The organism is Delftia lacustris (assembly GCF_040267515.1).
GTDB lineage: Bacteria > Pseudomonadota > Gammaproteobacteria > Burkholderiales > Burkholderiaceae_C > Comamonas > Comamonas tsuruhatensis.
In genome coordinates, this window is the sequence record NZ_CP141273.1 from 157,932 (window position 1) to 183,818 (window position 25,887).

Below are 25,887 nucleotides of genomic sequence, written 5' to 3' on the forward strand. Positions count from 1 at the left end.
CCATTAGTCGTTATTAAAAAATCCTACCGGAGACAGCCATGCCGAACTTTCGCCGCACTGCCCTTGCCGCAGGCTTGCTTACCTCGCTGACGATGCTCGCCGCGCCGTACGCGCTGGCGCAAACCCCTTTTCCTTCCAAGCCTCTGCGCATCGTTGTTCCGTATGCGGCCGGCGGCAGCACCGATCAGCTGGCACGCGCGATCCAGCCGTTCATGTCGAGTTATTTGAAGCAGCCGGTGATCGTTGAAAACAAGGTGGGAGCGGGTGGCGCAATCGGCACCGACTTTGTCGCCAAGAGTGCCGCCGATGGCTACACCTTGGTCTTCGGAAACTCGGGCCCGAATGCGGTCTTGCCTTTGCTTCGCAAGCTTCCTTACGATTCGCTGACGGATCTGCGTCCGATTTCGACTGTGGCGATCACGCCCATGATCCTGGCCATTGCCGCGGACAGCCCGGCAAAAAATCTGAAAGAATTTATTGCCGCGGCGAAGCAGTCAGCAGGTCAGTGGAATTTCGGATCGGTAGGCAACGGTTCGCTGTCGCATTTGACAGGCGAGTACTTCAACAACCTGGCAGGCCTGCGTCTGGCGCATGTGCCTTACAACGGTGGCGCGCCGATGATGATGGCTTTTGGTGGCGGTCAGTTGCAAGCGGCGTTCGTCACGGGCCTGGATGGCCAAGCGATGGTTCAGGCGGGCAAGGTCCGCTATATCGCAGTTGCTACGCCGCAGCGCACAAATGTGGTTGCTGGACTGCCCGCGATCGCCGAGGAGGTGCCGGGGTTTCGCAGCGTGGCATGGTTTGGCGTGCTGGCTCCACGCGGGGTTTCCGATGCGGTGGCTGCAAAGTTGAACGAAGCGGTCCTGCATGCCGTGGCCCAGCCTGAAGTCAAAAAGATGTTCGCGGATCGCAATATCGAGGCGCGCGGCAGCACGCCTGCAGAGATGGAGCGCATGATTCGCGATGAGATGGCCCAGTGGGGGGCTGTTGCCAAGCAAGCCGACATTCGGCTCGAATGATGGTGAATATTGCTGATATGGGCGGTGGCCCGCTCAAAGGCCTGCGGGTCGTCGAGTTCGCCGGTTTGGGGCCGGCACCCTTTGCCTGCATGCTGCTGGCGGACATGGGTGCGGATGTGGTGCTGGTGGACCGTTCGGGAGCGCGTGTGGCGGATCCGCTGCAAATCGTCAATCGTGGCCGCACTTTGATCCACGCCGATTTGAAAGCGCCCCATGACAGGGAGCGGTTATTGGCGCTGATCGATGCGGCGGATGTGCTGGTGGAAGGGTTTCGGCCCGGCGTCATGGAGCGCCTGGGGCTGGGGCCCGAGGTCGTGATGTCCAGGAACCCGCGGCTCGTCTACGGCAGGATGACCGGCTGGGGGCAGGACGGGCCCTTGGCAAAAACCGCAGGCCACGACATCAACTACATCGCATTGACGGGTGCGCTGGCTGCGATGGGGCCGCGGGAGCGGCCCACACCGCCGCTCAACTTGGTGGGTGACTACGGCGGCGGCAGCCTGTACCTGGCACTCGGCATACTCGCAGCCGTTCACGAAGCGCGCAGCTCGGGCTTGGGGCAGGTCGTGGACGCAGCCATCACAGATGGGGTGATCCAGCTGATGACACAGTGCCTTGCCCAGCAGCAGCGCGGACAGTTCGTCGAGCAGCGCGAAAGCAACATGCTGGATGGCGGCGCACCGTGGTATGGCGTGTACCCCACGGCGGACGGACAGCACGTTAGCGTGGGCGCCATAGAACCCCAGTTTTTCGCCATCTTCATTGAACGACTGGGTATGGACGAAGCGTGGAAGAAAGCGCAACACGACGCGTCTTGCTGGACGGATCTGCGAAAGGCTATCGCTACCGCCCTGAAGTCGCGTACCCGCGCTGAGTGGGACGCGGTCTTCACAGGCTCCGATGCCTGTTTCTCGCCGGTACTCACGCTGAGCGAAGCAATGGAGCATCCCCATAACGTGGCGCGTGGCAACTTTGTGGATCTGAACGGAGTGATCCACCCGGCTCCTGCACCGCGATTTTCCCGCACTCCATCCAACCCGGTCGCAGCGCCCGCGCAGGAAGTTTCCTCTGTCGAGACGGCGCTCCAACGTTGGCATGCTCGAACCACGCAAGGAGCGAACTTGCATAAGGACAGCGATGAGTGATCGAACATTGCGCGGTAAGGTCGCCATCGTCGGCATCGGCGAAACCACCTACTACAAGCACAGCCAGGCGCCAGAGTCTGAATTCAAGATGGCCTTGCAGGCGATTCTGGCGGCGTGTACGGATGCCGGCATCAATGCCCATGAGATCGATGGCTTCGCGTCTTATGGCGATGATCGCAATGACTCGGTGAGGCTGGCTACGGCACTTGGCTTGCCGCGGCTTCGCACGTCGGTCATGCAATGGGGCGGCGGTGGCGGTGGCTGTTGCGCTGCGGTGGCGAATGGGGCGGCGGCGATTGCCACGGGCCAAGCCGATTGCGTCGTCGTCTTCCGCTCACTGGCCCAGGGGCAGTTCGGGCGCTTCGGACAAAGCGCGGCCTCGGGAAGCGTGACGGGCGAGCGGTCTTACCTGGTGCCGTATGGCGTGATTTCACCGCCCCAGCGTTTTGCCATGCGGGTCATGCGGTACATGCATGAGCACGGCGTGCGCCAAGAAGCCCTGCGCGCCATTGCGATGGCCTCGTACCATCACGCGCAGAACAACCCGCGCGCGGTGATGTACGGCAAGCCATTGAGCGAAGAGCGCTACGATGCGTCGCGCTGGATCGTCGAGCCGTTTCACCTTTTTGATTGCTGCATGGAAAACGATGGCGCGGCAGCGCTGATTCTGATGGACGCAGAACGTGCCAAGGAGCTGCAGCAAAAACCTGTTTATCTGTTAGGCGCGGCCTCGGGCGCGAGTGAGCGCTTTGCAAGCCACGCGCATAACTCGCCGCATTATGCGTCGGCTGATTTCACGACTGTGGCGAAAGATCTGTATCGAATGGCGCGCATCTCCCCCGGCGATGTGGGTGTCGTGCAAAGCTACGAAAACTTCACGGGCGGCGTTGTCATGGCGCTCGCGGAACATGGCTTCTTTGCACCTGAAGAGGCCAACGAGTTCGTCACGCTTGAAAACCTGTCGGCAGCGTCAGGGCGCCTGCCACTCAATACCAGCGGCGGCAATCTCGCTGAGTGCTATATGCATGGTTTCGAGCTGGTGCTTGAAGCCGTGCGCCAGGTACGCGGCGTTTCTTCCAATCAGGTTCGGCGCAATGATGTGGCGCTGGTCATTGGTGGACCCATGGTCGCGCCAGCGAGCAACCTGTTGCTGGGCTCGCAAGCCGTACTTTGAGGAGCATCGCCAATGAATGACTATTACCTTCCAGCAGGATTGCCTGCGCCCGCCGCGGAGTCTGATGGAGTTGCTGCGCCATTTTGGAGTGGCTTGAGACAGGGGCGTTTGCTGGTGCAGCGCTGCGCCCACTGTGGCACGTGGCAGTTCGGCCCGGAATGCCTATGCCACAGCTGTCACGCGTTTGATCCCGACTGGGTCGAGGTGCCCGCGGAGGGAGAGATCTACAGCTGGGAGCGTGTATGGCACCCTGTGCATCCGGCACTGAAAGAGAGCTGTCCGTACCTCGTCGTACTGGTGGAATTGCCCCATGCCGGTCGTGTGCGTCTCGTGGGCAACCTGCTGGGTGATCCTGCGCAGGAGGTGCGGATCGGCGCGCGGGTTCAAGGTGTCTTCGAGCACCATGCGGACGCTGCTGTGCCGTATTCCCTTTTGCAGTGGCAATATGCATGACCGACGAATGTCAGATCAATAGCACAGGCAGCCGTGCGCTCAGTCAACTCATGAGCGCCAGACATAGCTGCCGAGCGTTTCTGTCTGATCCAGTCTCCGTGGAATTGCAGCGCTGGATTCTCGAATGTGCGCAGCGCAGTGCCTCATGGTGCAATGCGCAGCCTTGGCAAGTGCATATTACTCAGGGGCAAGCCACCGACCGTTTCCGGGATCTTATGCTTTGCGCTGCCGATACCACGGAGTCCGATCCTGATTTTGCCTTTCCGACGGCGTACGAGGGGGTGTATCGTCAGCGCCGTTTTGATTGTGCGATGCAGCTTTATGACAGTGTGAAAGTGGACCGAGGCGATCGCGTTGCTTCGGCGCGCCAGGCACGCGAGAATTTTCGCCTCTTTGGCGCACCCCATGTGGCGCTGATTACCAGTGATGCGCGATTGGGTGTCTACGGTGCGCTTGACTGCGGGGCTTTTGTGGCCAATTTTTTATTGGCTGCTGCCAGTGTGGGAGTTGCGACCATTCCTCAGGCGGCGCTGGCGACTCGGCCTCGGCTGGTGCGGGAGTTCTTCGGTTTGGATGGGGATCGGTGGGTCGTATGCGGCATCTCATTTGGCTACGAAGATCGTGACCATCCGGCAAATCAATTTCGTACTCAGCGAGCGAATGTGAAGGACGTGGCATCCTTCGTCTGGCAGTAAGGAGGCCTCGGTGGCCGCATGCCGCGGCCGTTGGAGCATCGAATGTCACCCTTGACGGTCCATGCCCAGCCACAAGCGCTGCCGCAGCGCAGCTTTGCCATGCCTGGTCAAGCAAAGCTGGCGTGCTGCCCTGGCCGAGGGCACGCGCTGGGCATAAAGCCAGCGTGGTGCCGCTGGCGTGCCGCAATCATGGGTGTGACCAGCGACAGCCCCATTCCCAGCAGGTCCTTGTGCCAGATTACTTCCTCGCCCACGCGTGTTGCGCGAGGATCCCCACGAGCATGGCCACCATTGGCCACCATGGACAGCCACACTTCGGGCTGAAGCGTCGCCAGGTTCATCACTACGGGCCGGGGCAAAAGCCGGCCAGACCTCCACCGATACCGAACAGGGCAGCGCCGGTAAGCAGCTGGCGATCCACCACCGTTGCCGTGGGCAGTTGCCTGGGTTCACCGAGAACCGATGCTGACCGCCTTGACCCTGCTGTATATGGCATGAACGCCTGCGTCCTGAACTGCTGGCTCACAGAAACCCACACGCGCCATGCCTTCGCTGTCTCCACGCATCAGCATCTCATCGTCTCCAGTCAGTCGTTGTGGCGAAAAATTTATTGGCTCAACCATTGATTTAATGTACCATTCTTCATCAACATTCGCTGAGCTCAACCACCATGCCGCTGCCTGCGCGGGCCAAAAGCCCCATTGGGATATCGCGCATGCTGGAGACACCCATGAAGAAAGGATTGTTCTTGCTCGTAGAAGTCTGCGCTCCTGTCTGTGAAGACGGACATGTCACCCGCCTCAACCAGGCACTGGCGCTGATCGCAGCGCGCATTTCAACGGACCAAACCGTCTCTTTCTTGAATGCCCGCCGGAGATAAACCTCAAGAACAAGGCCTGAACTGACATCTCCTGACGGGCAAATCAGTGAAACCCCTAGGCGGGGTCTCCTCGTTTTCAGTGCAATAAGTGACGGTACGAAAAGCTAGCACTGGCGCGGAGGTGGTGTTGGTAGATCGTTGATTTCATTGACTTTCCTGTTCACTTTCAAATCTGCGATTCGTGGCGTCAAACCGTGGTCGGTTTCATCCATTGGTGCCAGTTATCGATGCATTTGGCCGCGAAGGCAGGATTTGGTCAGCATAGCGGTCAACCGGGAAGCGAAACACACCCCGCAAGTTGATGCTCTCCAGCCTGGTGGGCGCAATCTTCCCGATCAGTTCCGGTGGAATGACCTGGCGGCGGTTCGACCAGCGATCCAGGACCGCCTGCATCTGTGAGGTATTCCACGCCATCACGATGTTGGCCATCAGGCTCAACGCATCGGCCACAGCCTGCATTTCATCGACACGTTTGGCCTGCGCCGGGCTGATCCGGCCGGTATAAATGGCGCGCTTGAGGGCGTTAACAGCCTCGCCCCGATTGAGCACCCGGCGCAACTCGTTCCTGAAAGCGTCCTTGACAAAGTAGTCAGCCAAAAACGCCGTACGCAGCAACCGCCCCAATTGCACGCCAGCCTCATAGATTGGATCGCCCTGGGCGGCAGAACCGAACCGCGCAAGAGCTGCCACCGCACTGGCATGTCCGCTCATGACCGAGGCTGCCAGGTGCACCAGACTATCCCAATGCTTTTCGATCAAAGCGACGTCGACATTGGCTTCGCACACCGCAGCGATTTCTGCGGGCACTTTGGTGCCGCGTGGCACAAAGAGGTGGCGCTGTTTGAGTTCCTTCAACCGCGGGCAAAGATCAAAACCAAGCAAACGGGCATGTGACATGGCAAAGTCGGTGTAGCCATGGGTATCCACAGCAAGCTGGCTGGTCTCCAGCTTTTCTTGGCGGATGACACCTTCAATGGCCACGCCCGCCTGGCGCTCATTGAGCACAAAGGGCTGCGCATGGAAGATGCCCCACCGGTCTTTTACATGGGAGTAGATTCCAATGGAAGGTGTGTTGCGCCGAGGATCAAGCCGGGCTTGCCACACCCGTTTGGTGGTCTCCATGCTCATCATGTCAGAAGATGCCAAATCGGACCGCCCCCAGGTGGCGGCAATCGGGTGTCGCTGCATGAATTCCAGCACAGCCTGGCAGGCCTGGCTCAGACGCCGTTCGTCCCGCGCCCAGCGCATGGCCTGGCGAATGCTGGTGGCAGACAATTGCGGAATCATGCGCGCGCATTCGACCGCAGTCAGACTGGTGCCGTGGGCCATGATGCCGGCATAGACCATCAGCAGCTCGTCGGTAGAGCGCGGCTCACGTCCGAGCATGATCCAGCTAAAGCGCACCTGGGCGTCAACGGCCAGAATCACTTCCGGCAATTGAACCTCACCGATGCGGTGATCCAAAGCCGCGCGCAGCTTGGTCACTTCTGGGTCTTCGTCCTCTGCGGGCAATGGCGACAAATGGAGTTCATCATCCACGCGCAGTACGCCACTGCGGGCTGCAGCGGCCACCGCATCGACACCGGCAGTTACTCTGGCCAGCAAAGGCTTCAAGAAAGTGGCAGCCTTGCTGGGTAACGATAGACGGGCATAGTGTTTCTTGGACTCTGCCTGCCAACGCTCGTCCGTGAAGAACAAGCGCGCACGACCCCGAAAGCTCAGGCTGTGCTCAATCCAGACCGAGCCATTGCGCACCGCGCGGCGCAGGGCAAACAGGGTGGCCACCTCCAACGCCTGAAACGCCCGTTCCCGGTCTGGGCTGGAGATCGAAACCTGCCAGATCATTCCCAGACTTGGTGCCACCACTTCAACTGGCAGCTTTCTGGATCCTTTGAGATATAAAGCTTGCAGCTTGGCAAGGTACTCGATGGCAGGATGCTCGCCGGTGGCCTGCCAGGGCAGCTTTGCAATGGCGACGAGCAACGACCGCACGGGGCGAATTCCATCAATCAATCCCTCGCGGACCAGGGAGGCCCTGCTCGGTGGTTTGCGTTTCTGGGTTTCGGTGATCAAGGCTTCAAGACGGGCACGCAACTCAGCATCTGGCACCGCACCTTGCGCGCTCAAGGCAACAAGTTCGCCGAGCAGCGTTTTGTACATTGCGGCCCAATTGACGGTAGCGGGGACATCGGCGGCAGCCTGACGCCACAGATCGGCGATCCGGCGCTGCACCATAAGGATCAACTGGTCTGTGGTGGTGAACAGGCAATACCGAAGAAAGCATGCGACCTCCACGGTGCGCGCTGGCTCTTTGATCTTGGCTCCGGCTGAGGGCGGCCTGGAGACAAGTCGGCGCGCGTAGCGGCGCAAGATGAGATCGGGGATGTCTGCCAGGTGCTTATGAACGTCCAGCGTGTAAAGCAGGTCGATGCGCTCCAGTACCTCGCTGATTTGGCGGGTTGAGTGTTTCGCCGGTGCAGCCCATAGCCAACTCTGCTGGGTTTGTCCATCTGGGCGCAGCTCTGAAACTGAGGCTCGCCAGCGATCAAGTGTTGCTGGATCAACGCTGGCGGCGATGGCGGTGCCTGTTTCAACTTCAAGCTGGGCAAGTGCCGCCGCAATCAGTGTCCGAATTGCCCGCTCGTGCACGATCACCAGCTTGTTCTTGTACAGCCATTGACGCGCCCGCACGAGTAGCTGATCGCGGTCGGCGCAGCGCGCCACTTCGTCGCGCAGTTCACGTACCAGTGAGCGGCGCTGGTGCTCGCTCATCCACTGGAATCCAAGGACCGTGCAGGCTACTTGTTGGTGATCGAATAGCGTGCGCCCGCGTTCATACATGGCTCTCAGCGAGGCGACTTCTGGTGCTGCAATGCCAAGCTCGTTGCCAAGGTGGCGCCACAAGGCTACTGGAATTACCCGAAAGGCACCGAGCAAACGCCCACTCATGCGCAGGAAACCAATATGGAGCGCCAGACCAAGCTTGTGGGAATCACCTCGGCGTGCATTGATTGCGTCGCGCTCGGCACCATCGAAGGTGAAAAATGCCTTCATCTCGAAGTCGCTGATATCGCGGGGGAGCCCACGCATCCCCAAAAACGTTGTGTGCCAACCCTGCATCGTGAACCTCAAAAGTGGGAGGCCACCATACCCGTTTACAAAGCGAACAGGAAAGTCAATGAAATCAACGGTCTACCCAGACCACCCCCGCGCCAGTGCTAGCTTTGCGTACCGTCACTTATTGCACTGAAAACGAGGAGACCCCGAGTGACGGAAACAACAGCCGCACCGATGTTGGACGACGGGTACACGCCGCCAGGCAGAGCTACGATGCTCTGCAGCTCGTTGCCACCCTCGTTGCGCTCTAGTAAGTGCTCCCGCAGACGCTCCTCCTGGCCACGAGAGAACAACACGCTGGGCGGCACTAAAAAGACTGCTTTTTGGCCTGTGCGGTTGGTCAGCTCTTGTATTGCCCAGGTCTCAGACCGGTAATAGCGCTCCAAAGCTTTGTCTTCGCTGGAATCCCATTGAGCAAGCTTGGAGTCCCGGACCTGCATACCGAAAACAGGTAGGGCTAGAACAAAATCAGCCCTGGTCAATGGCCGACCTTCCCGGTCTCGCTCGATTACAGAACTCACCTCCGAAATATTGACCTTTCCGAATTCGATGGCCAAGAGCCTCGACAGTGAACTGTCATAGTGAGGCAGCAGCTGTGCCGTATTCACGGACCAACCTCTGCGCAAGGCCCGAATGGTCAGAACGCCCCAAGGGTCGAATGGAACCCACAGGGAGCCGTTAGGCTTACCCAGCATATCGAGCATCAATTCAGCGACTGCGGAGTTGACCAGCCCTTCGACTTTAGGTTTGTCTTTAAGGTATGTTGACAGGGCCGGGAGCACATCCCAAGGCTGGCCACCCATGTCATAGGCCAGCTCTTTGACGATGTCGCACGCGCGGACGAACCCGTTGCGTTCCTTGCCAAGCTCGGCCCGTGTTCCCAGTGCCCGCTCAAGAGCATCAACAGCAAGGCCTGCACGCTCAACGTGACTCCAGGCCGCCTCACTCTTGCAGCTTGTATCGCAAACGTCCGTTTTTGAGAGCCTCAAGACCTGGCGCCAAATGTCATTTTCAGAAGACGACTGCACCAATCAGCGAGGTTTGAAGCCTGTTGTGCATACGGCTCCTGACAGCCCGATATCAGGACTCCTCTGCACGAAACTCGTCTATGCTCAATACTCGTGTGCACCAAAGCGAGGTGAGCTTGGCGACCGATACCGCACCGATTACCGAGCACGGCGTAGCCTCCCTGCCAGATCAGGCATGGGAGCGTGCGCGCCGTCGCGCGGAGATCATCGGGCCGCTGGCACAGTCAGAGACGGTAGGGCATGAAGCGGCCGACGCGGCAGCCCTGGCACTGGGTCTGTCCCGACGGCAGGTGTACGTCCTGATCCGGCGTGCCCGGCAAGGTTCGGGACTGGTCACTGACCTGGCTCTTGGGCAGTCAAGCGGCGGCAAAGGTAAGGGCCGCTTGCCGGAATCGGTCGAGCGCATCATTCGCGAGTTGCTGCAAAAGCGCTTTCTGACCAAGCAGAAACGGACCTTGGCGGCGTTCCACCGCGAAGTCGCGCAGGCTTGCAAAACGCAAAAGCTCCGCGTGCCGGCGCGCAACACCATTGCACTGCGGATTGCCGACCTCGATCCGCGCAAGGTCACTCGCCGGCGGGAAGGCCAGGATGCGTCCCGCGACCTGCAAGGCGTCGGCGGCGAGCCTCCTGCCGTGACCGCGCCGCTGGAGCAGGTACAGATCGACCACACGGTCATCGACCTGATCGTGGTCGACGAGCGCGACCGGCAACCGATTGGCCGCCCGTACCTGACCATCGCCATCGACGTGTTCACCCGCTGCGTGCTCGGCATGGTTGTCACGCTGGAAGCCCCGTCCGCCGTCTCGGTCGGCCTGTGCCTTGCGCATGTCGCCTGCGACAAGCGTCCCTGGCTGGAAGGGCTGAACGTGGAAATGGACTGGCCGATGAGCGGCAAGCCCAAGCTGCTTTATCTGGACAACGCGGCCGAGTTCAAAAGCGAAGCCCTGCGCCGTGGCTGCGAGCAGCATGGCATCCGGCTGGACTATCGCCCGCTGGGACAGCCGCACTACGGCGGCATTGTGGAACGGATCATCGGCACGGCGATGCAGATGATCCACGACGAGCTGCCGGGAACGACCTTCTCCAACCCTGACCAGCGCGGCGACTACGATTCCGAAAACAAGTCCGCCCTGACGCTGCGTGAGCTGGAGCGCTGGCTGACATTGGCGGTCGGCACCTATCACGGCTCCGTGCACAACGGCCTGCTTCAGCCGCCGGCCGCCCGCTGGGCCGAGGCCGTGGCGCGTGCCGGTGTGCCGGCCACCATTACCCGCGCCACGGCGTTCCTGGTCGATTTCCTGCCCATCCTCCGCCGCACGCTGACCCGCACCGGCTTTGTCATCGACCACATCCACTACTACGCCGACGCACTCAAACCGTGGATCGCGCGGCGTGAGCGCTGCCCGTCCTTCCTGATCCGGCGCGACCCGCGCGACATCAGCCGCATCTGGGTATTGGAACCGGAGGGGCAGCATTACCTCGAAATCCCCTACCGAACCTTGTCACACCCGGCTGTCACCCTGTGGGAACAACGGCAGGCGCTGGCGAAATTGCGGCAGCAAGGGCGCGAGCAGGTGGATGAATCGGCGCTGTTCCGCATGATCGGGCAGATGCGCGAGATCGTGACCACCGCTCAGAAAGCCACGCGCAAGGCGCGGCGCGACGCAGATCGACGCCAGCACCTCAAGGCGTCGGTTTCGCCGGACACGCCGGACAAGCTGATTCCGCCGGAAACGGACGTTGCTTCCCCACAGGCAGACGACCCGCCACCGGCCAAACCATTCGACCAGATCGAGGAGTGGTAGCCGTGGACGAATACCCCATCATCGACCTGTCCCACCTGCTGCCAGCAGCGCAGGGGCTGGCCCGGCTGCCGGCAGACGAGCGCATCCAGCGCCTTCGCGCCGACCGCTGGATCGGCTATCCCCGCGCGGTCGAGGCGTTGAACCGGCTGGAAACCCTGTATGCGTGGCCGAACAAGCAACGCATGCCCAACCTGCTGCTGGTCGGCCCGACCAACAACGGCAAGTCGATGATCGTCGAGAAATTCCGGCGCACGCATCCGGCCAGCTCCGACGCCGACCAGGAGCACATCCCGGTGCTGGTCGTGCAGATGCCGTCCGAGCCGTCGGTGATCCGCTTCTACGTCGCGCTGCTCGCCGCGATGGGCGCGCCGCTGCGCCCGCGCCCACGGCTGCCGGAAATGGAACAACTGGCGCTGGCCTTGTTACGCAAGGTCGGTGTGCGCATGCTGGTGATCGATGAGCTGCACAACGTCCTGGCCGGCAACAGCGTCAACCGCCGGGAATTTCTCAACTTGCTGCGTTTCCTCGGCAACGAACTGCGCATCCCACTGGTCGGCGTCGACACGCGCGACGCCTACTTGGCGATCCGCTCGGACGACCAGTTGGAGAACCGGTTCGAGCCCATGATGCTGCCGTTGTGGGAGGTCAACGACGATTGCTGCTCGCTGCTGGCGAGCTTCGCCGCTTCGCTCCCGCTGCGGCGGCCTTCCCCGATTGCCACGCCGGACATGGCGCGCTACCTGCTCACGCGCAGCGAAGGCACCATCGGCGAACTGGCACACCTGCTGATGGCGGCGGCCGTCGCCGCCGTGGAGAGCGGCGAGGAAGCGATCAACCACCGCACGCTCAGCATGGCCGATTACACCGGCCCCGGCGAGCGGCGTCGGCAATTCGAGCGAGAACTGATGTGAAACCGGCAGCACGCTGGCCGCTGCATCCGGCTCCCAAGGAAGGCGAAGCCTTGTCCTCATGGCTCCAGCGTGTCGCCACCCGCTACCAAATGGATTTGTACGACTTGCTGGAACACGACCTCGGTCACGGCCAGCTCGATGACCTGGACACCGCGCCACCTCCGGCGCTGCTGACAATTCTTTCCCAGCGCAGCGGCATCGAGCTGGAGCGGCTGCGTTGCATGAGTTTCGCCGGCTGGGTGCCGTGGCTGCTGGACAGCCTCGATTCTCGGATTCCCGATGCCCTGGAAACCTATGCGTTCCAGTTCTCGGTATTGCTGCCGAAGCGCAACCGCAAGACGAGATCGATCACGAGCTGGCGCGCGTGGCTGCCCAGCCAACCGATTCACCGAGCCTGCCCGCTCTGCCTGAACGACTCGGTGGATCAAGCCGTACTGCTCGCATGGAAACTGCCCCTGATGCTGAGTTGTCCGCAACATGGTTGCTGGCTGGAATCCTATAGTGGCGTGCCAGGGCGTTTTCTCAGTTGGGAAAACGCCGATGCAGCCCCGCGCACGGCCAGCAACGCGATTGCGGCGCTGGACCGGCGCACTTGGCAAGCGCTGACGAAGGGCTATGTCGAGCTGCCGCGCCGGCGCATCCATGCCGGCGTCTGGTTTCGATTGCTTCGCACGCTGTTGGATGAATTGAACACACCGCTCTCGCAGTGCGGTGCTGACGCCGGATATATCCGGCACGTATGGGAGGGTTGCGGACTTCCACTCCGCGCAGGGCAAAGCCTTTGGCGGCCCTATGAGTCCCTCGACATAGCTGTCCAACTGCAAATGCTGGAAGCGGCGGCAACGGGAATCAACATGATGGAGAAAAGGGCAGTCAGTCCGCGCGGGGAGAAAGCAAAGCTGTTCTGGCAGGAGCCTCGAACCGCATTCACCATCGGTCATCCGGCCGTTGATCGGAAGAAGGAACCCGTCAATCACTGGCAGGAGGCGATGAAAGCGATCAATGAAGCATTTGCCGAAGCGCGACACAACCCAGAGACCGCCCATACCCTGTTCAATCTGGCTTCATGGAATCGGCGAGACCCCGAGTCATTGCAGGATTTGCGCGACATGTTTGTGAAGGAAGGCATCCCATCGGAATTTCTGTCACATTATGTGCCGGAAGCACCGTTTGCATTCCTTAGACAGAATGACGGGTTAAGTGACAAAATTTGACGACCACACCTTTCCAATCCAAACTGTCACATAATCGAACGTATATGTGACAGGTGAAACATGCTGATTGGCTACATGCGGGTATCGAAGGCGGATGGCTCCCAAGCCACCGACTTGCAGCGCGACGCGCTGATTGCTGCCGGCGTCGATCCGGCGCATCTCTATGAAGACCAAGCATCCGGCAGGCGCGAGGATCGCCCCGGCCTGGCGAGCTGTCTGAAAGCGTTGCGGTCAGGGGATACCTTGGTGGTGTGGAAGCTGGATCGGCTCGGTCGCGATCTGCGCCATCTGATAAATACGGTGCATGACCTAACCGGGCGCGGCATTGGCCTGAAGGTACTGACCGGCCACGGCGCGGCCATCGACACCACGACCGCCGCCGGTAAGCTGGTCTTCGGCATCTTCGCCGCGCTGGCCGAGTTCGAGCGCGAACTGATTGCCGAGCGCACGATTGCAGGTTTGGCTTCGGCGAGGGCGCGCGGTAGGAAGGGCGGCCGGCCCTTCAAGATGACCGCAGCCAAGCTGCGGCTGGCGATGGCCGCTATGGGGCAGCCCGAAACCAAGGTCGGCGATCTGTGCCAGGAACTCGGCATCACGCGGCAGACCTTGTATCGGCACATTTCCCCCAAGGGCGAATTGCGCCCCGATGGCGAGAGGCTACTCAGTCGAGTTTGATGACAGGACAGCAGATACCATAGAGGAAAGTGCGACGACTGGTTGAGTCAGCATAACCTGCCCGTTATCGCTTGAACGCCAGTAACAAAACGCCACCAGCGACCATCGCAATACCAGACCACTCTCTGAGCGACGGACGTTCGCCCAGAAATGTGAACGCAAACACCGCCACCAATACAAGACTGAGTTTATCGACCGGCGCAACCTTTGAGGCGTCGCCGATCTTGAGTGCACGGAAGTAGCACACCCATGACGCTCCAGTCGCCAAGCCGGACAGCCCGAGGAAAAGCCATGTCTTGGGTGACAACTCCAAGGGGTTGGCCCATTTTCCCGTGTAGGCGACAAACGCCGACAGGACGACGATGATGATGGCTGTTCGGATCAAGGTAGCCAGATCGGAATCAACTCCCTGAATGCCCACCTTGGCAAAAATGGCCGTCAGCGCCGCAAACACAGCCGACAGTAGTGCCCAGTAGAACCAACCAGTTGAAGTAACCAATTCGTTGCACTCTACGTTTCTCAAGTCATTGCTTCATGGGAACGATAACGGAAACCTTTAAGCCGATTTGCTGAGTTTCGTCCACGAAGTCGAGGCGAATTTCCGCACCGATGCGATTGGCAATCGTTTGGACGATGGAAAGCCCGAGACCCGAACCGATCTGCTCGCTGCCCAGTGTGCGGTAGAAGGGATCAAAAACCCGATCCCGCTCTGCCAACGGAATGCCAGGCCCGCTGTCCTGAACACGCAGCTCGGCTTTCCCTTCCGATATACCCACGGAGAGATCGACCCTCCCGCCCTCCGGCGTGTAGCGGATGGCGTTATCGACCAGATTCTTGACCACGGCGACCATGTCCAGCTCGCTCACCAATATCTCGGCGTCCTGCGTGCCTTCGACCCCAATGTCGATGTGCTTGGCCTCGGCCAGCGGCATGAGGTCTTCCAACACGCGACGGTAGATGGCCTGAACGGACATCGGTGACTTCGGCGAGTCGGCAGCCGACTGCGCCTTGGCCAAGGTCAAGAGTTGATCTAGCAGGCTTCGTCCGCGTTCGATCCCTTGGCGCAAGACTGTCAATCGTTCACGTGCCAGCCCAGACATTTCCGCATCTGCCAGCCGCTCCGCTTGCAGCGATAGGGCGGTCAGCGGCGAGCGCAGCTCGTGTGCGGCATCCGCCACAAAGCGGCGCTGGGATTCCATAGACTGGCCCACACGGGCGAGCAGGCGATTGATTGCGACGGCGAACGGGCGCACCTCGGCCGGAAGGTGACGGTCTTCGACGGGGTGCAGTTCCTGCTCGGCGCGCAGGTCGATTTCCTTGGAAAGTGCCGCAATGGGCCGGAACATCTTGCGCACCAGGTCAGCGACGATCAATAGCAGTACCGGCACGAGAATCAGGAAAGGCATCACGGTGCGCAGCGCTCCATCGCGGGCAATTTCATTGCGGAAGCCCGCTTCCTGGGCTACGGCGATGCGTTCGCCGACAGCCGTAGTCTTGACCAGCACGCGGAACGACTCGCCACCGATCTCCAGCGTGTGCAGCCCATCAGCCAGTGTCGTCGGCAGAGAAAGCGTACCGCCTGCATCCACGCTTGCCTCAGATGGGTTGGCCTCGTCCAAGCGCTGGACGATCACGCGCGATTCTTCATCGACATCTTTGGGGCGTGCGTCGGGCGTCGGCGTGGTCGGCGACAGGTGCTGCCGGTCCATGAGCTGCGCCACCTGGCGCAGAACGTCATCCTGTAGCTCGTGCGCCTCGTCGAAAGCCGACAGGAACGAGAAGACGCCCGCCACGATGGCTACCACGAGGATGGCCAGCGACAGGGTGAAGGACAGCTTGAGCTGAACTGACTCGTTCAGGCGTCTTTTGAAACCATCCATCCGACCCCCCTGACGTTCTTGATGACCTCGCTGCCCAGCTTGCGTCGCAGCGCATGGATCAGAAATTCGACGGCGTTGCTTTCGACCTCTTCTCCCCAGCCGTAAATGCGATCTTCCAGCTCGCTGCGCGAGAGGATGGCGCCCGGCCGAACCAGCAAGGCTTGCAGCAGCGAGAACTCCCGGTTGGACAGTTGCACCGAGGAGCCACCGTTGACGCTGGCATCTTTTGTGGCCGGATCGAGCGACACCATGCCGTTGCTGAGCACGGGCGCGGCGTTGCCACCCTTGCGCCGCAAAACGGCGCGCATCCGGGCCAACAGCTCCGCCATCTGAAAGGGCTTGGATACATAGTCGTCGGCTCCGCCGTCCAGGCCGCGCAGACGATCATCCAGGCCATCACGCGCCGTAATGATGAGCAAGGGGATCGGGTTGTCCTTGGCGCGGATGCTGGCCAGCACCTCCAGTCCATCCTTGCCTGGCAGGCCCAGGTCGAGCAGAACCAGGTCATAGTGCTGGCAACCCAGTGTCGTGAGGGCGGTCTGCCCGTCCTTCATCCAGTCGGCGGCGTAGGATGCGTCCTTCAGTGCGCCCTGGATCGCTTCGCCGATCATGGGGTCGTCTTCGACCAGCAATACCCGCATTCCCGCTCCTTTCAATCGTTGTTCAATGCGCCGTCCGGGCTGCCCGTTGTCTGAACAGTAGGATTGCAATCAGCATGAAGGACAGCAGCGCTGCCGACGCCGAATAGCGGCTCAGCGCCAGACCTCCCGCGCTCAGCGGCTTGTCCAGAAAGTCGCCGACCACGGCACCCAGCGGGCGGGTCAGGATGAACGCAGCCCAAAACAGCAGTGTGCGGGACACGCCCGTCCAGTAGTAGGCCGCCACCACCAGGGCGAGCAACCCGCTGAACACAACGGCCGCGCCGGTGTAGCCCAGGCCCGCCGTGTCCGCCATCCAGTCCCCCAGCGCCGTACCCAGCGTCTGGGAGAACATGATCGTCAGCCAGTAGAAGGCTTCCGCCTTGGGTGAGCTGACAGTGCTTACCGATACGGAACCGAGGGTGCGATGCCAGACAAAGAGCGAGCCGAGCAGTAAGGCCAGCAGCAAGCTCGAACCACCAGCGTACCCGATTCCGAGCGAACGATCCGCAAAGTCGGCCAGCGTCGTGCCGACCGTGGTGGTGGCGATGATGGTTGTCCAGTACAGGAAGGGATGGAAGCCCTTGGCCTTGACCTGCGCGATTACGGCAGCCAGGAAGATCACGGCGAAGATGCCTGTGCCGACCAGGTAGCCCAAATTCATGGACATCGAGACGGCATCGCCGCCAGTTTCGCCAAGCGTGGTGGCGGCAATCTTGATGAGCCAGAAAGCCAGCGTGACTTCGGGCACTTTGGCCAAGGCGTGTTCAGTGGATGTCTTCATTTGTCACGCTCCAAGGCCTTGCCTTCAAGGCTGTCGAAGGTTTTCAGCAGAGCACCCATCGCAGCCTTGCAGTCAGCTTGGCTTGGTGTATCGGCACGCAACGCCGACAACGCCTTGTCGATGGCCTTATCGAGCACATGCCAATCATCGGCAGCGCGCGGCTTCAGTCCGGCCTCGGCCGAATCCCAGGCCACCTCCAAATCCTTGATGCGCACCTTGGCTGCCGGTAGATCGCCCTTGTCCACGATGGCGGCCACGTCAGTGGCGATGCTGCGAAATGCGGTCAGGTCGCCCAGCTTAGAAGCGGTTTTGCCCGGCGATGTCGGGCTGGCGTTGGTCGCGGGGGCAGGCACGGCGTTCGTGCCGCCTTGGTCAGCAGGCTTGGAGCAGCCGGCGGCCAGGGCCACCAGCGCCACCGCCGATACGGTGGCGACAAGGCGGGCGATAGAGTGCTTATTGGGCATGATTTTTCCTTGGAAATTGGGAAGATGGTTACTCGGCGGCTTGGGCGGAGCGGCCTGCGTTCATGCCGAACTGCGCAACGGCCACCAGCATGACGATGATTGAGAGGAACAGGGCGCTGGTCCACATGGCCCCCATTCCGAGGCCGCCATAGGTCTTGGCCTGTGTCAGCAGGTCGCCGAGCGCAGCGCCGAAGGGACGAGTCAGGAGGTAGCCGATCCAGAAGGTCAGCACGGCGTTGCCACCTATGCGCCACGCGGCATAGGTGATGCCGATCAGCGCACCAAAGGCGACAGCACCCCAGGTAAAGCCCAAGCCCAGCGCCTCGGTCGCCAGATCACCGGCAGCGGTGCCCAGCGCAAATGTGCAGAGGATGGCTGACCAGTAGAACAGCTCCCGGCTGCGCGTCACGATGTCGTGGATGGACAAGGTACGTTCGACCCGATACCAGACAAAGAAGATCGCGGCGAGAGCCACGGCGAACGCCGAGGTGCTGATGTACAAGCTGACGCCCAGGCCGTCGGTCAACAGATCGGTGATCTGGGTACCGACCACGCTGACCAACACGACCGTTAGCCAGTAAATCCAAGGGGTGTAGCGGCGGGTACGCAGTTGCGTGAACAGGGCGACTGCCAGCAAGCTACCCATGACGGTGCGCGTCAGGCCCTGGCCAAAGCCCGCGTTGACCGCCAGGAAGTCGGCCCCCGTCTCGCCCACCGTAGTGGACATGATCTTGATGATCCAGAACGACAGCGTTACTTCAGGGACTTTGTTGAGCCAGTCGCCTGCTCTGAGCGTGGGCAAATTGTTCATGGTGTTCTCCTGCCGAGGTGAAAGGGATTGCCGCCAGTCTGACCAGGCAGACTTAGCCAATCCATAGGCTCACTCGCGCACCCATCCCAGCGCGATCAGCCTGCAGAACAACAAGCAATGGATACGGCTCGCCAGTCGGTAGATCGGTCCCAGATACCAACGTGCTTCGTGCAACGTCAGCACGGCACTGAGCGCCGCGACCGCGATGGCACCAAGCATGTCCAGCGGAAAGTGAACCCCCAGGTAGATGCGCGACCAGGCGATGGGGAGGCCAAACAGTGCCAAAGCGACGCCAGCCCTTCGCAGTCCTCGCTGTAGCAGAAAGCTGGCGGCAACCGACCACCACAGCGTCAGGTGATCGCTGGGGAATGACGAGTCGGCAACATGGGGAATGAGCGTATGACCCAGCCCGATCATGAAAGGCCGGGGATGCGACCAAGCCAGGCCGATGATTTGGTTGGTCAGCAGCCCAAGCAGGCCGGATGCGGTAGCGATCAGCAGCGCTTTGCGGGTGTTCTCATTGCCGCGCAGCCAGGTGATGCCGATCAGGATCGGGACGGCCCAGATGAGCCATTCCGCACAAAAGGTGGCCAGTGTCACCGCCAGAGCGTTCGGGTGTTCAGGTGCGTTGAGCCACAGGAAGAATGTTTGGTTGAGGTGTTCCATGAAGTCTCCTGGCCGGATCACTGCGTCACGCGCGATCCGGCCACGCTGGCAGGCGGTCAGTCTTGCTTGTCGTGGTCGTCATCGTGATCCGCCTTGTCCTCGGCAGACGAGATGACCGTGCCCTTGTCGGCATCGACTCGGACATCGAAGACCTTGGCCCCGCTGACGACTTCCACGTCATAGACCCAGCCTTGCTTCGAGTTTTCGTACTCGGCGCGTGATGCCTTGCCATTGGCATGCTGCTCGGCAACGGTGACGGCCTGGGTGAGCGGAATCTTGGCCTTGGTGATCGCCAGGGCGTCGTTTTCCATGCCGCCCTTGGCGGCATAGGCGACAGCGCCAGTCGTAGCAATAGCGATGGCCAGCAGGGAAAGTTTGGTGTAGCGGTACATGATGCTTCTCCAGAAGAGTGCAGGGATTTGCACGGTGGAGAAGTTACGCAGGCAGACTTAGCTCGTACTGAGCCGAGCTGTTTTTGCGCTTACTGACACAGTGCTATCGGCTCCTGATACTTCGTGCAATCGTCTTTTGAAAATGACAGAAACCACCCAGCAGCGTCAGAATAGAGTTAACTTTTTTGTTTCTTGACACCTGCGGCGAAAGGTCATAGATTTCTTCCTGACATTTTCGCATTTGGAGGCACCTTGCAGGGTCAACGCATCGGCTATGTCCGGGTCAGCAGCTTCGACCAGAACCCGGAACGGCAACTGGAGCATGTCGAAGTCGGCAGGGTGTTCACCGACAAGGCGTCGGGCAAGGACACCCAGCGGCCTGAACTCGATTCGCTGCTGGCCTTCGTGCGCGAAGGCGACACCGTGGTGGTGCACAGCATGGATCGGCTGGCGCGCAACCTCGATGATTTGCGCCGCCTTGTGCAAAAGCTGACCAAACGCGGCGTGCGCATCGAGTTCGTCAAGGAGAGTCTGACCTTCACCGGCGAGGATTCGCCGATGGCGAACCTGATGCTGTCTGTCATGGGGGCGTTCGCCGAATTCGAGCGCGCCTTGATCCGCGAGCGGCAGCGCGAAGGCATCGCGCTCGCCAAGCAGCGCGGAGCCTACCGGGGCCGTAAGAAAGCACTGTCGCCCGAACAGGTCGCCGAACTGCGGAAGCGGGCCGCAGCCGGCGAGCAAAAAGCGAAGCTGGCACGTGAATTCGGTGTCAGCCGGGAGACCCTGTATCAATACTTGAGATTGGATCAATAGCCATGCCTCGTCGTTCCATACTGTCCGCCGCCGAGCGGGAAAGCATGCTGGCGTTGCCGGACACCAAGGACGATCTGATTCGACATTACACATTCAGCGATACCGACCTTGCCATCATCCGGCAGCGGCGCGGGCCTGCCAACCGGCTGGGCTTCGCCGTGCAGCTTTGCTACCTGCGCTTTCCCGGCATCATCCTTGGCGTCGATCAGCCGCCGTTCCCGCCCTTACTGAAACTTGTCGCCAACCAACTCAAGGTCGGCATCGAAAGCTGGGACGAATACGGGCAGCGAGAGCAGACCCGGCGCGAGCACCTGGTCGAGCTGCAAACCGCGTTCGGCTTCCAGCCCTTCACAATGGGCCACTACCGGCAGGCTGTGCATACGCTGACCGAGCTGGCCATGCAGACCGACAAGGGCATCGTGCTGGCCGATGCCTTGATCGAACATCTGCGGCGGCAGTCCATCATTCTGCCCGCGCTCAACGCCATCGAGCGGGCGAGCGCCGAAGCGATCACCCGCGCCAACCGGCGCATCTACGAAGCTCTGTCCGAGCCGTTGTCGAACGCGCATCGGCATCGCCTCGATGAGCTGCTCAAACGCCGCGACAACGGTAAAACGACTTGGCTGGCCTGGCTGCGCCAGTCGCCGGTTAAACCGAACTCGCGCCACATGCTTGAACATATCGAACGCCTCAAAGCCTGGCAGGCACTCGATCTGCCTTCTGGTATCGAGCGTCTGATTCACCAGAATCGGCTACTCAAGATCGCCCGCGAGGGCGGCCAGATGACGCCCGCCGACTTGGCCAAGTTCGAGCCGCAACGCCGCTATGCCACCTTGGTTGCATTGGCCATCGAGGGCATGGCCACCGTCACGGACGAAATCATCGACTTGCACGACCGCATTCTGGGAAAGCTGTTCAACGCCGCCAAGAACAAGCATCAGCAGCAGTTCCAAGCATCTGGCAAGGCCATCAACGCCAAGGTGCGCCTGTATGGGCGCATTGGCCAGGCGCTGATCGACGCCAAGCAGTCGGGCCGCGACCCGTTCGCCGCCATTGAGGCAGTCATGTCCTGGGATGCTTTCGCCGAAAGCGTCACCGAGGCACAGAAGCTCGCTCAACCGGATGATTTCGATTTCCTGCACCGCATCGGCGAAAGTTACGCCACCTTGCGCCGCTACGCGCCGGAATTCCTTGCCGTGCTCAAGCTGCGGGCCGCACCCGCCGCCAAGAACGTGCTCGATGCCATCGAGGTACTGCGTGGCATGAACACCGACAACGCCCGCAAAGTGCCTGCCGATGCTCCGACCGACTTCATCAAGCCGCGCTGGCAGAAGCTGGTGATGACTGACGCGGGTATCGACCGACGCTACTACGAACTGTGTGCGCTGTCGGAGTTGAAAAACTTGCTGCGCTCGGGCGACATCTGGGTGCAAGGTTCACGGCAGTTCAAAGACTTCGAGGACTACCTGGTGCCTCCCGAGAAATTTGCCAGCCTCAAGCAGTCCAGAGAATTGCCGCTGGCCGTGGCCACCGACTGCGACCAGTACCTGCACGACCGGCTGACGCTGCTGGAAACACAACTTGCCATCGTCAACCGCATGGCGGCGGCCAACGACCTGCCGGATGCCATCATCACCGAGTCGGGCCTGAAGATCACGCCGCTGGATGCGGCGGTACCCGACACCGCGCAGGCGCTGATCGACCAGACAGCCATGATCCTGCCACACGTCAAGATCACCGAACTGCTGCTCGAAGTCGATGAGTGGACGGACTTCACCCGCCATTTCACACACCTGAAATCGGGCGACCTGGCCAAGGACAAAAACCTGCTGTTGACCACCATCCTAGCCGACGCGATCAACCTGGGCCTGACCAAGATGGCCGAGTCCTGCCCAGGCACGACCTACGCCAAGCTCGCTTGGCTGCAAGCCTGGCATACCCGCGACGAAACCTATTCGACAGCGCTGGCTGAATTGGTGAACGCCCAATTCCGGCATCCCTTCGCCGAACACTGGGGCGACGGCACCACGTCATCGTCGGACGGCCAGAACTTCCGAACCGGGAGCAAGGCCGAAAGTACCGGCCACATCAACCCGAAATATGGCAACAGCCCTGGACGAACCTTCTACACCCATATATCCGACCAGTACGCGCCGTTCCACACCAAGGTGGTCAACGTAGGCGTGCGCGACTCGACCTATGTGCTCGACGGCCTGCTGTACCACGAGTCCGACCTGCGTATCGAGGAGCACTACACCGACACGGCGGGTTTCACCGATCACGTCTTTGCCCTCATGCATCTGCTGGGCTTCCGCTTTGCGCCGCGCATCCGCGACCTGGGTGATACCAAGCTGTTCATCCCCAAGGGCGAAGCCAGTTACGACGCGCTCAAACCGATGATTAGCAGCGACAAGCTGAACATCAAGGCTATTCGTGCCCACTGGGACGAAATCCTGCGGCTGGCCACCTCAATCAAGCAGGGCACGGTGACGGCCTCGCTGATGCTCAGGAAGCTCAGCAGTTACCCGCGTCAGAACGGTCTGGCCGTGGCCCTGCGCGAGCTGGGCCGCATCGAGCGCACGCTGTTCATCCTCGACTGGCTGCAAAGCGTGGAACTGCGCCGCCGCGTGCATGCCGGGCTGAACAAGGGCGAAGCGCGCAACGCGCTGGCCAGGGCAGTGTTCTTCAACCGGCTGGGCGAAATCCGCGACCGCAGCTTCGAGCAGCAGCGCTACCGGGCCAGCGGCCTCAATCTGGTGACAGCGGCCGTCGTGCTGTGGAACACGGTCTATCTGGAACGGGCGGCGCAGGCGCTGCGTGGCAACGGCCATGCTGTCGATGAAGGGCTGTTGCAGTACCTGTCGCCGCTTGGCTGGGAACACATCAACCTGACCGGCGATTACCTGTGGCGCAGCAGCGCCAAGATCGGTGCGGGCAAGTTCAGGCCGTTACGACCGCTGCAACCGGCTTAGCGTGCTTTATTTTCCGTTTTCTGAGGCGACCCCGAATAGAAGCCGAGGGGAAAGCTGTTGAGCATTGCAGCGAGAAACGCTGCGGGCTCATGACGCTTGAGCCAGCATGAGGCGTAGACCAGCAGAGCAAAACTGGCGGCATGAGACTCCGGGAAGCCGTACGCGCTGAAACCTTTGATCTGCTCGAAGATGGCGTCGGCGAACGACTTGTCGTAGCCACGCGCCGTCATGCCATTGACGATCTTGTCGTAGTATTTTTCCAGCCCACCCTTGCGCTTCGACGCCGTCATCGCCCGCCGCAGGCTATCGGCCTCACCGGGTGTAAAGCCCGCCGCCAGGATAGATATCTGCATCGCTTGTTCCTGGAAAACGGGCACGCCCAGCGTTCGGCCCAGGGCTTCCTTGAGCGCGTCACTGGGATATGTCACAGGTTCATACCCTTGCCGGCGTCTGAGATACGGGTGTACCATGCCGCCCTGGATAGGCCCAGGCCGCACGATGGCTACCTGCACGACCAGGTCGTAGAAAGTGCGAGGCTTCAGGCGCGGCAGCATCGACATCTGCGCGCGACTTTCGATCTGGAAGACGCCGACCGTGTCGGCCTTGCAGATCATGTCGTAAGTGGCGGGGTCTTCGGCGGGGATGTCTTGCATGTTGAACTGGAAGCCGCGACGCTGCCCGACAAACTCCAGGCCTCGCCTGAGCGCCGAGAGCATTCCCAGCGCCAGCACATCGACCTTCAGCAGGCCCGCCGCATCCAGGTCATCCTTGTCCCACTGGATCACGGTGCGATCGGGCATGGACGCGTTTTCCACCGGGACCATGCGCGACAGCAGGCCCCGCGTCAACACGAAGCCGCCCGTATGCTGCGACAGATGTCGGGGAAAGCCGATCAGTTGATCGGTCAGTTCCAGCAGTTGGCGTACTTGCAGGCCGTCTGCATCCATGCCCAATTCGTCGAAGCGCTCCAGTCGGACTCGCTTGCCATCGAACCACATCTGTCCCTTGGCAATCGCATCGACCGTCTCCAGGTCGAAGCCCAGCGCCTTGCCCACGTCACGGATGGCGGAGCGCGGACGGTATGTGGCGACGGCAGCGGCCAGGGCCGCGCGGTCGCGCCCGTACTTCTCGTAGAGGTACTGGATGACTTCCTCGCGCCGTTGGTGCTCGAAGTCAATGTCAATGTCCGGTGGCTCATTGCGTTCGCGCGAGATGAAACGTTCGAATAGCACGCTCATGCGCGCCGGATCCACTTCGGTGATACCCAGGCAATAGCAGACGACCGAGTTCGCGGCCGAGCCCCGGCCTTGGCACAGGATATGCCGCGAGCGCGCGAACAATACAACGTCATATACAGTGAGGAAATATTGTTCATATTTCAGATCGCAGATGAGGTCTAGCTCATGCTCAATCTGCTTTTGCACCTTGACGGGGATGCCCTGTGGCCAGCGACGGCCGGCGCCTTCATAAGTGGCCTGGCGTAGGAAGCTCGCGGCCGTGTGTCCGGGCGGCACTACCTCCTCGGGATACTGATACTTGAGCTCGTCTAGGCTGAAGCTACAGCGCGCCATGACGTTCAGCGTTTCGGCCAGCAGATCGGCAGGAAAGGTCTGGGCCAGGCGCAGGCGGCTGCGCAGATGCCGTTCGGCGCTGCGCTCAAGCGCGTAGCCGCATTCAGTGAGCGGCTTCCCGATGCGGGTCGCCGTCAACACATCCTGCAGCGGCTTGCGCGAGCGCACATGCATATGCACGTCGCCCACGGCGACCAGCGGCAGCGCGGTCAGGGAGGAGAGTTCACGCATTCGATGCAGCCACCTTTCGTCATCCATGCGGCGTACCAGATCCACGCCGATCCAGGCACGCCCCAGAAAGTGCCTCAAGGTCCAGCGGCCCATGGCTTCCAGCTGGGTGTCGGTGCAAGAGCGATCAGGGCAGAGCAGCGCCAGGCAGTGCTGGAGCTCGCCATGCTTGAGCCCCGCTGTGTCTAGGTGGTATTCGCCTTTGGCCGAGGCGCGCCGCAGCCGGGTGATGAATTGGCACAGGTTTCCGTACCCTTCGAGGTTCTGCGCCAGGACGACCAGCGTGAACGTCCCGTCTCGCTCTGTGCGCGGCTGCACCGCGAAATGCGCCCCGACGAGCAGCGGCAGACCGGCGTTCTTGGCGGCAACGTGTGCGCGCACGATCCCTGCCATGCTGCATTCATCGGCAATGGCCAGCGCTGCGTAGCCAAGTTCCTGCGCGCGCTCCACGAGTTCATCGGCCTCGCTGGCGCCTTTCAAGAAGGTGAAGTTCGTCATGCAACGAAGCTCTGCATACGAAGGAAGCGAGGATGGCACGAAGGACATGGAGAA

General features: G+C 61.1%; 22 protein-coding genes and 1 pseudogene. 11 read left to right on the forward strand and 12 right to left on the reverse strand.

Annotation, left to right across the window (positions count from 1 at the left end; genetic code table 11):
- The first annotated feature begins 38 nt into the window (after positions 1-38).
- Genes U6958_RS00795 through U6958_RS00815 form a run of 5 tightly spaced genes read left to right on the forward strand, consistent with a single transcriptional unit; the run spans position 39 to position 4,486 of the window.
- Complete coding sequence (locus U6958_RS00795) at positions 39-1,019, forward strand: tripartite tricarboxylate transporter substrate binding protein (RefSeq protein WP_074921943.1); 981 nt, start codon at positions 39-41, stop codon at positions 1,017-1,019.
- Positions 1,016-2,164, forward strand: a complete 1,149-nt coding sequence (locus U6958_RS00800; protein WP_143044579.1) for a CaiB/BaiF CoA-transferase family protein — start codon at positions 1,016-1,018, stop codon at positions 2,162-2,164. The genes U6958_RS00795 and U6958_RS00800 overlap by 4 nt, the downstream gene beginning before the upstream one ends.
- Positions 2,157-3,338 carry a thiolase C-terminal domain-containing protein gene (locus U6958_RS00805; protein ID WP_074921941.1) on the forward strand — a complete coding sequence of 394 codons (1,182 nt, stop codon included), beginning with the start codon at positions 2,157-2,159 and terminating at the stop codon, positions 3,336-3,338. Before U6958_RS00800 ends, U6958_RS00805 begins: the two co-directional genes overlap by 8 nt.
- 12 nt (positions 3,339-3,350) lie before the next feature.
- Positions 3,351-3,791: a Zn-ribbon domain-containing OB-fold protein gene (locus U6958_RS00810; RefSeq protein WP_074921939.1), complete on the forward strand. Its 441-nt coding sequence runs from the start codon at positions 3,351-3,353 to the stop codon at positions 3,789-3,791.
- Complete coding sequence (locus tag U6958_RS00815) at positions 3,788-4,486, forward strand: nitroreductase (protein WP_074921937.1); 699 nt, start codon at positions 3,788-3,790, stop codon at positions 4,484-4,486. The genes U6958_RS00810 and U6958_RS00815 overlap by 4 nt, the downstream gene beginning before the upstream one ends.
- A gap of 343 nt (positions 4,487-4,829) precedes the next feature.
- Here U6958_RS00815 and U6958_RS33320 read toward each other — a convergent pair whose 3' ends face one another.
- The 3 genes from U6958_RS33320 to U6958_RS00830 all read right to left on the reverse strand — a co-directional run bounded on the left by U6958_RS33320 (position 4,830) and on the right by U6958_RS00830 (position 9,472).
- Positions 4,830-4,982, reverse strand: a complete 153-nt coding sequence (locus U6958_RS33320; RefSeq protein WP_404997194.1) for a DUF6691 family protein — start codon at positions 4,980-4,982, stop codon at positions 4,830-4,832.
- 588 nt (positions 4,983-5,570) lie between these two features.
- Positions 5,571-8,486: a Tn3-like element IS1071 family transposase gene (locus tag U6958_RS00825; RefSeq protein ID WP_003049965.1), complete on the reverse strand. Its 2,916-nt coding sequence runs from the start codon at positions 8,484-8,486 to the stop codon at positions 5,571-5,573.
- A gap of 98 nt (positions 8,487-8,584) precedes the next feature.
- Positions 8,585-9,472 carry an N-6 DNA methylase gene (locus tag U6958_RS00830; RefSeq protein WP_074921935.1) on the reverse strand — a complete coding sequence of 296 codons (888 nt, stop codon included), beginning with the start codon at positions 9,470-9,472 and terminating at the stop codon, positions 8,585-8,587.
- Between the two features lie 155 nt (positions 9,473-9,627).
- On the opposite strand from U6958_RS00830, the gene U6958_RS00835 reads away from it, so the two are divergent.
- Genes U6958_RS00835 through U6958_RS00850 form a run of 4 tightly spaced genes read left to right on the forward strand, consistent with a single transcriptional unit; the run spans position 9,628 to position 14,116 of the window.
- Positions 9,628-11,316: a Mu transposase C-terminal domain-containing protein gene (locus tag U6958_RS00835; RefSeq protein WP_197968123.1), complete on the forward strand. Its 1,689-nt coding sequence runs from the start codon at positions 9,628-9,630 to the stop codon at positions 11,314-11,316.
- Positions 11,317-11,318: 2 nt separating this feature from the next.
- Complete coding sequence (locus U6958_RS00840) at positions 11,319-12,227, forward strand: TniB family NTP-binding protein (protein WP_074921931.1); 909 nt, start codon at positions 11,319-11,321, stop codon at positions 12,225-12,227.
- Complete coding sequence (locus U6958_RS00845; protein WP_074921929.1) at positions 12,224-13,441, forward strand: TniQ family protein; 1,218 nt, start codon at positions 12,224-12,226, stop codon at positions 13,439-13,441. The genes U6958_RS00840 and U6958_RS00845 overlap by 4 nt, the downstream gene beginning before the upstream one ends.
- A 60-nt stretch (positions 13,442-13,501) precedes the next feature.
- Positions 13,502-14,116 (forward strand): recombinase family protein, encoded by a 615-nt coding sequence (locus U6958_RS00850; RefSeq protein WP_074921927.1) that lies wholly within the window; start codon positions 13,502-13,504, stop codon positions 14,114-14,116.
- A 64-nt stretch (positions 14,117-14,180) separates the two neighbouring features.
- Here the strand turns inward: U6958_RS00850 and U6958_RS00855 are convergent, their stop codons facing one another.
- From U6958_RS00855 to U6958_RS00890, 8 genes are all read right to left on the reverse strand, one after another.
- Positions 14,181-14,615 carry an EamA family transporter gene (locus U6958_RS00855; protein WP_054620130.1) on the reverse strand — a complete coding sequence of 145 codons (435 nt, stop codon included), beginning with the start codon at positions 14,613-14,615 and terminating at the stop codon, positions 14,181-14,183.
- Between the two features lie 25 nt (positions 14,616-14,640).
- Complete coding sequence (locus tag U6958_RS00860; protein WP_074921925.1) at positions 14,641-15,996, reverse strand: HAMP domain-containing sensor histidine kinase; 1,356 nt, start codon at positions 15,994-15,996, stop codon at positions 14,641-14,643.
- Positions 15,972-16,637 (reverse strand): response regulator transcription factor, encoded by a 666-nt coding sequence (locus tag U6958_RS00865; RefSeq protein ID WP_074921923.1) that lies wholly within the window; start codon positions 16,635-16,637, stop codon positions 15,972-15,974. Before U6958_RS00865 ends, U6958_RS00860 begins: the two co-directional genes overlap by 25 nt.
- A gap of 22 nt (positions 16,638-16,659) precedes the next feature.
- Positions 16,660-17,418 carry a hypothetical protein gene (locus U6958_RS00870; protein WP_074921921.1) on the reverse strand — a complete coding sequence of 253 codons (759 nt, stop codon included), beginning with the start codon at positions 17,416-17,418 and terminating at the stop codon, positions 16,660-16,662.
- The gene (locus tag U6958_RS00875; protein ID WP_074921919.1) at positions 17,415-17,882 is read right to left on the reverse strand and encodes a hypothetical protein; all 468 of its coding nucleotides are present in this window, start codon (positions 17,880-17,882) and stop codon (positions 17,415-17,417) included. Before U6958_RS00875 ends, U6958_RS00870 begins: the two co-directional genes overlap by 4 nt.
- Positions 17,883-17,910: 28 nt before the next feature.
- Complete coding sequence (locus U6958_RS00880; protein ID WP_074921917.1) at positions 17,911-18,693, reverse strand: hypothetical protein; 783 nt, start codon at positions 18,691-18,693, stop codon at positions 17,911-17,913.
- A 69-nt stretch (positions 18,694-18,762) separates the two neighbouring features.
- A complete protein-coding gene (locus U6958_RS00885) occupies positions 18,763-19,359 on the reverse strand; it encodes an undecaprenyl-diphosphatase (protein WP_074921915.1) in 597 nt (198 codons plus the stop codon).
- A gap of 56 nt (positions 19,360-19,415) precedes the next feature.
- Entirely contained in the window at positions 19,416-19,751 is a 336-nt protein-coding gene (locus U6958_RS00890) for a PepSY domain-containing protein (protein ID WP_074921913.1), read from the reverse strand.
- A 252-nt stretch (positions 19,752-20,003) separates the two neighbouring features.
- On the opposite strand from U6958_RS00890, the gene U6958_RS00895 reads away from it, so the two are divergent.
- Together U6958_RS00895 and U6958_RS00900 are read left to right on the forward strand one after the other, a co-directional pair.
- Positions 20,004-20,564, forward strand: coding sequence for a recombinase family protein (locus U6958_RS00895; RefSeq protein WP_074921911.1), 561 nt, complete (start codon positions 20,004-20,006; stop codon positions 20,562-20,564).
- 2 nt (positions 20,565-20,566) lie between these two features.
- Positions 20,567-23,536 carry a Tn3 family transposase gene (locus U6958_RS00900; RefSeq protein WP_034403086.1) on the forward strand — a complete coding sequence of 990 codons (2,970 nt, stop codon included), beginning with the start codon at positions 20,567-20,569 and terminating at the stop codon, positions 23,534-23,536.
- A gap of 26 nt (positions 23,537-23,562) precedes the next feature.
- On the opposite strand, the pseudogene U6958_RS00905 reads toward U6958_RS00900, so the two are convergent.
- Positions 23,563-25,881 (reverse strand): annotated as a pseudogene (locus U6958_RS00905) (error-prone DNA polymerase); the annotation flags it as partial.
- Positions 25,882-25,887: the final 6 nt, after the last annotated feature.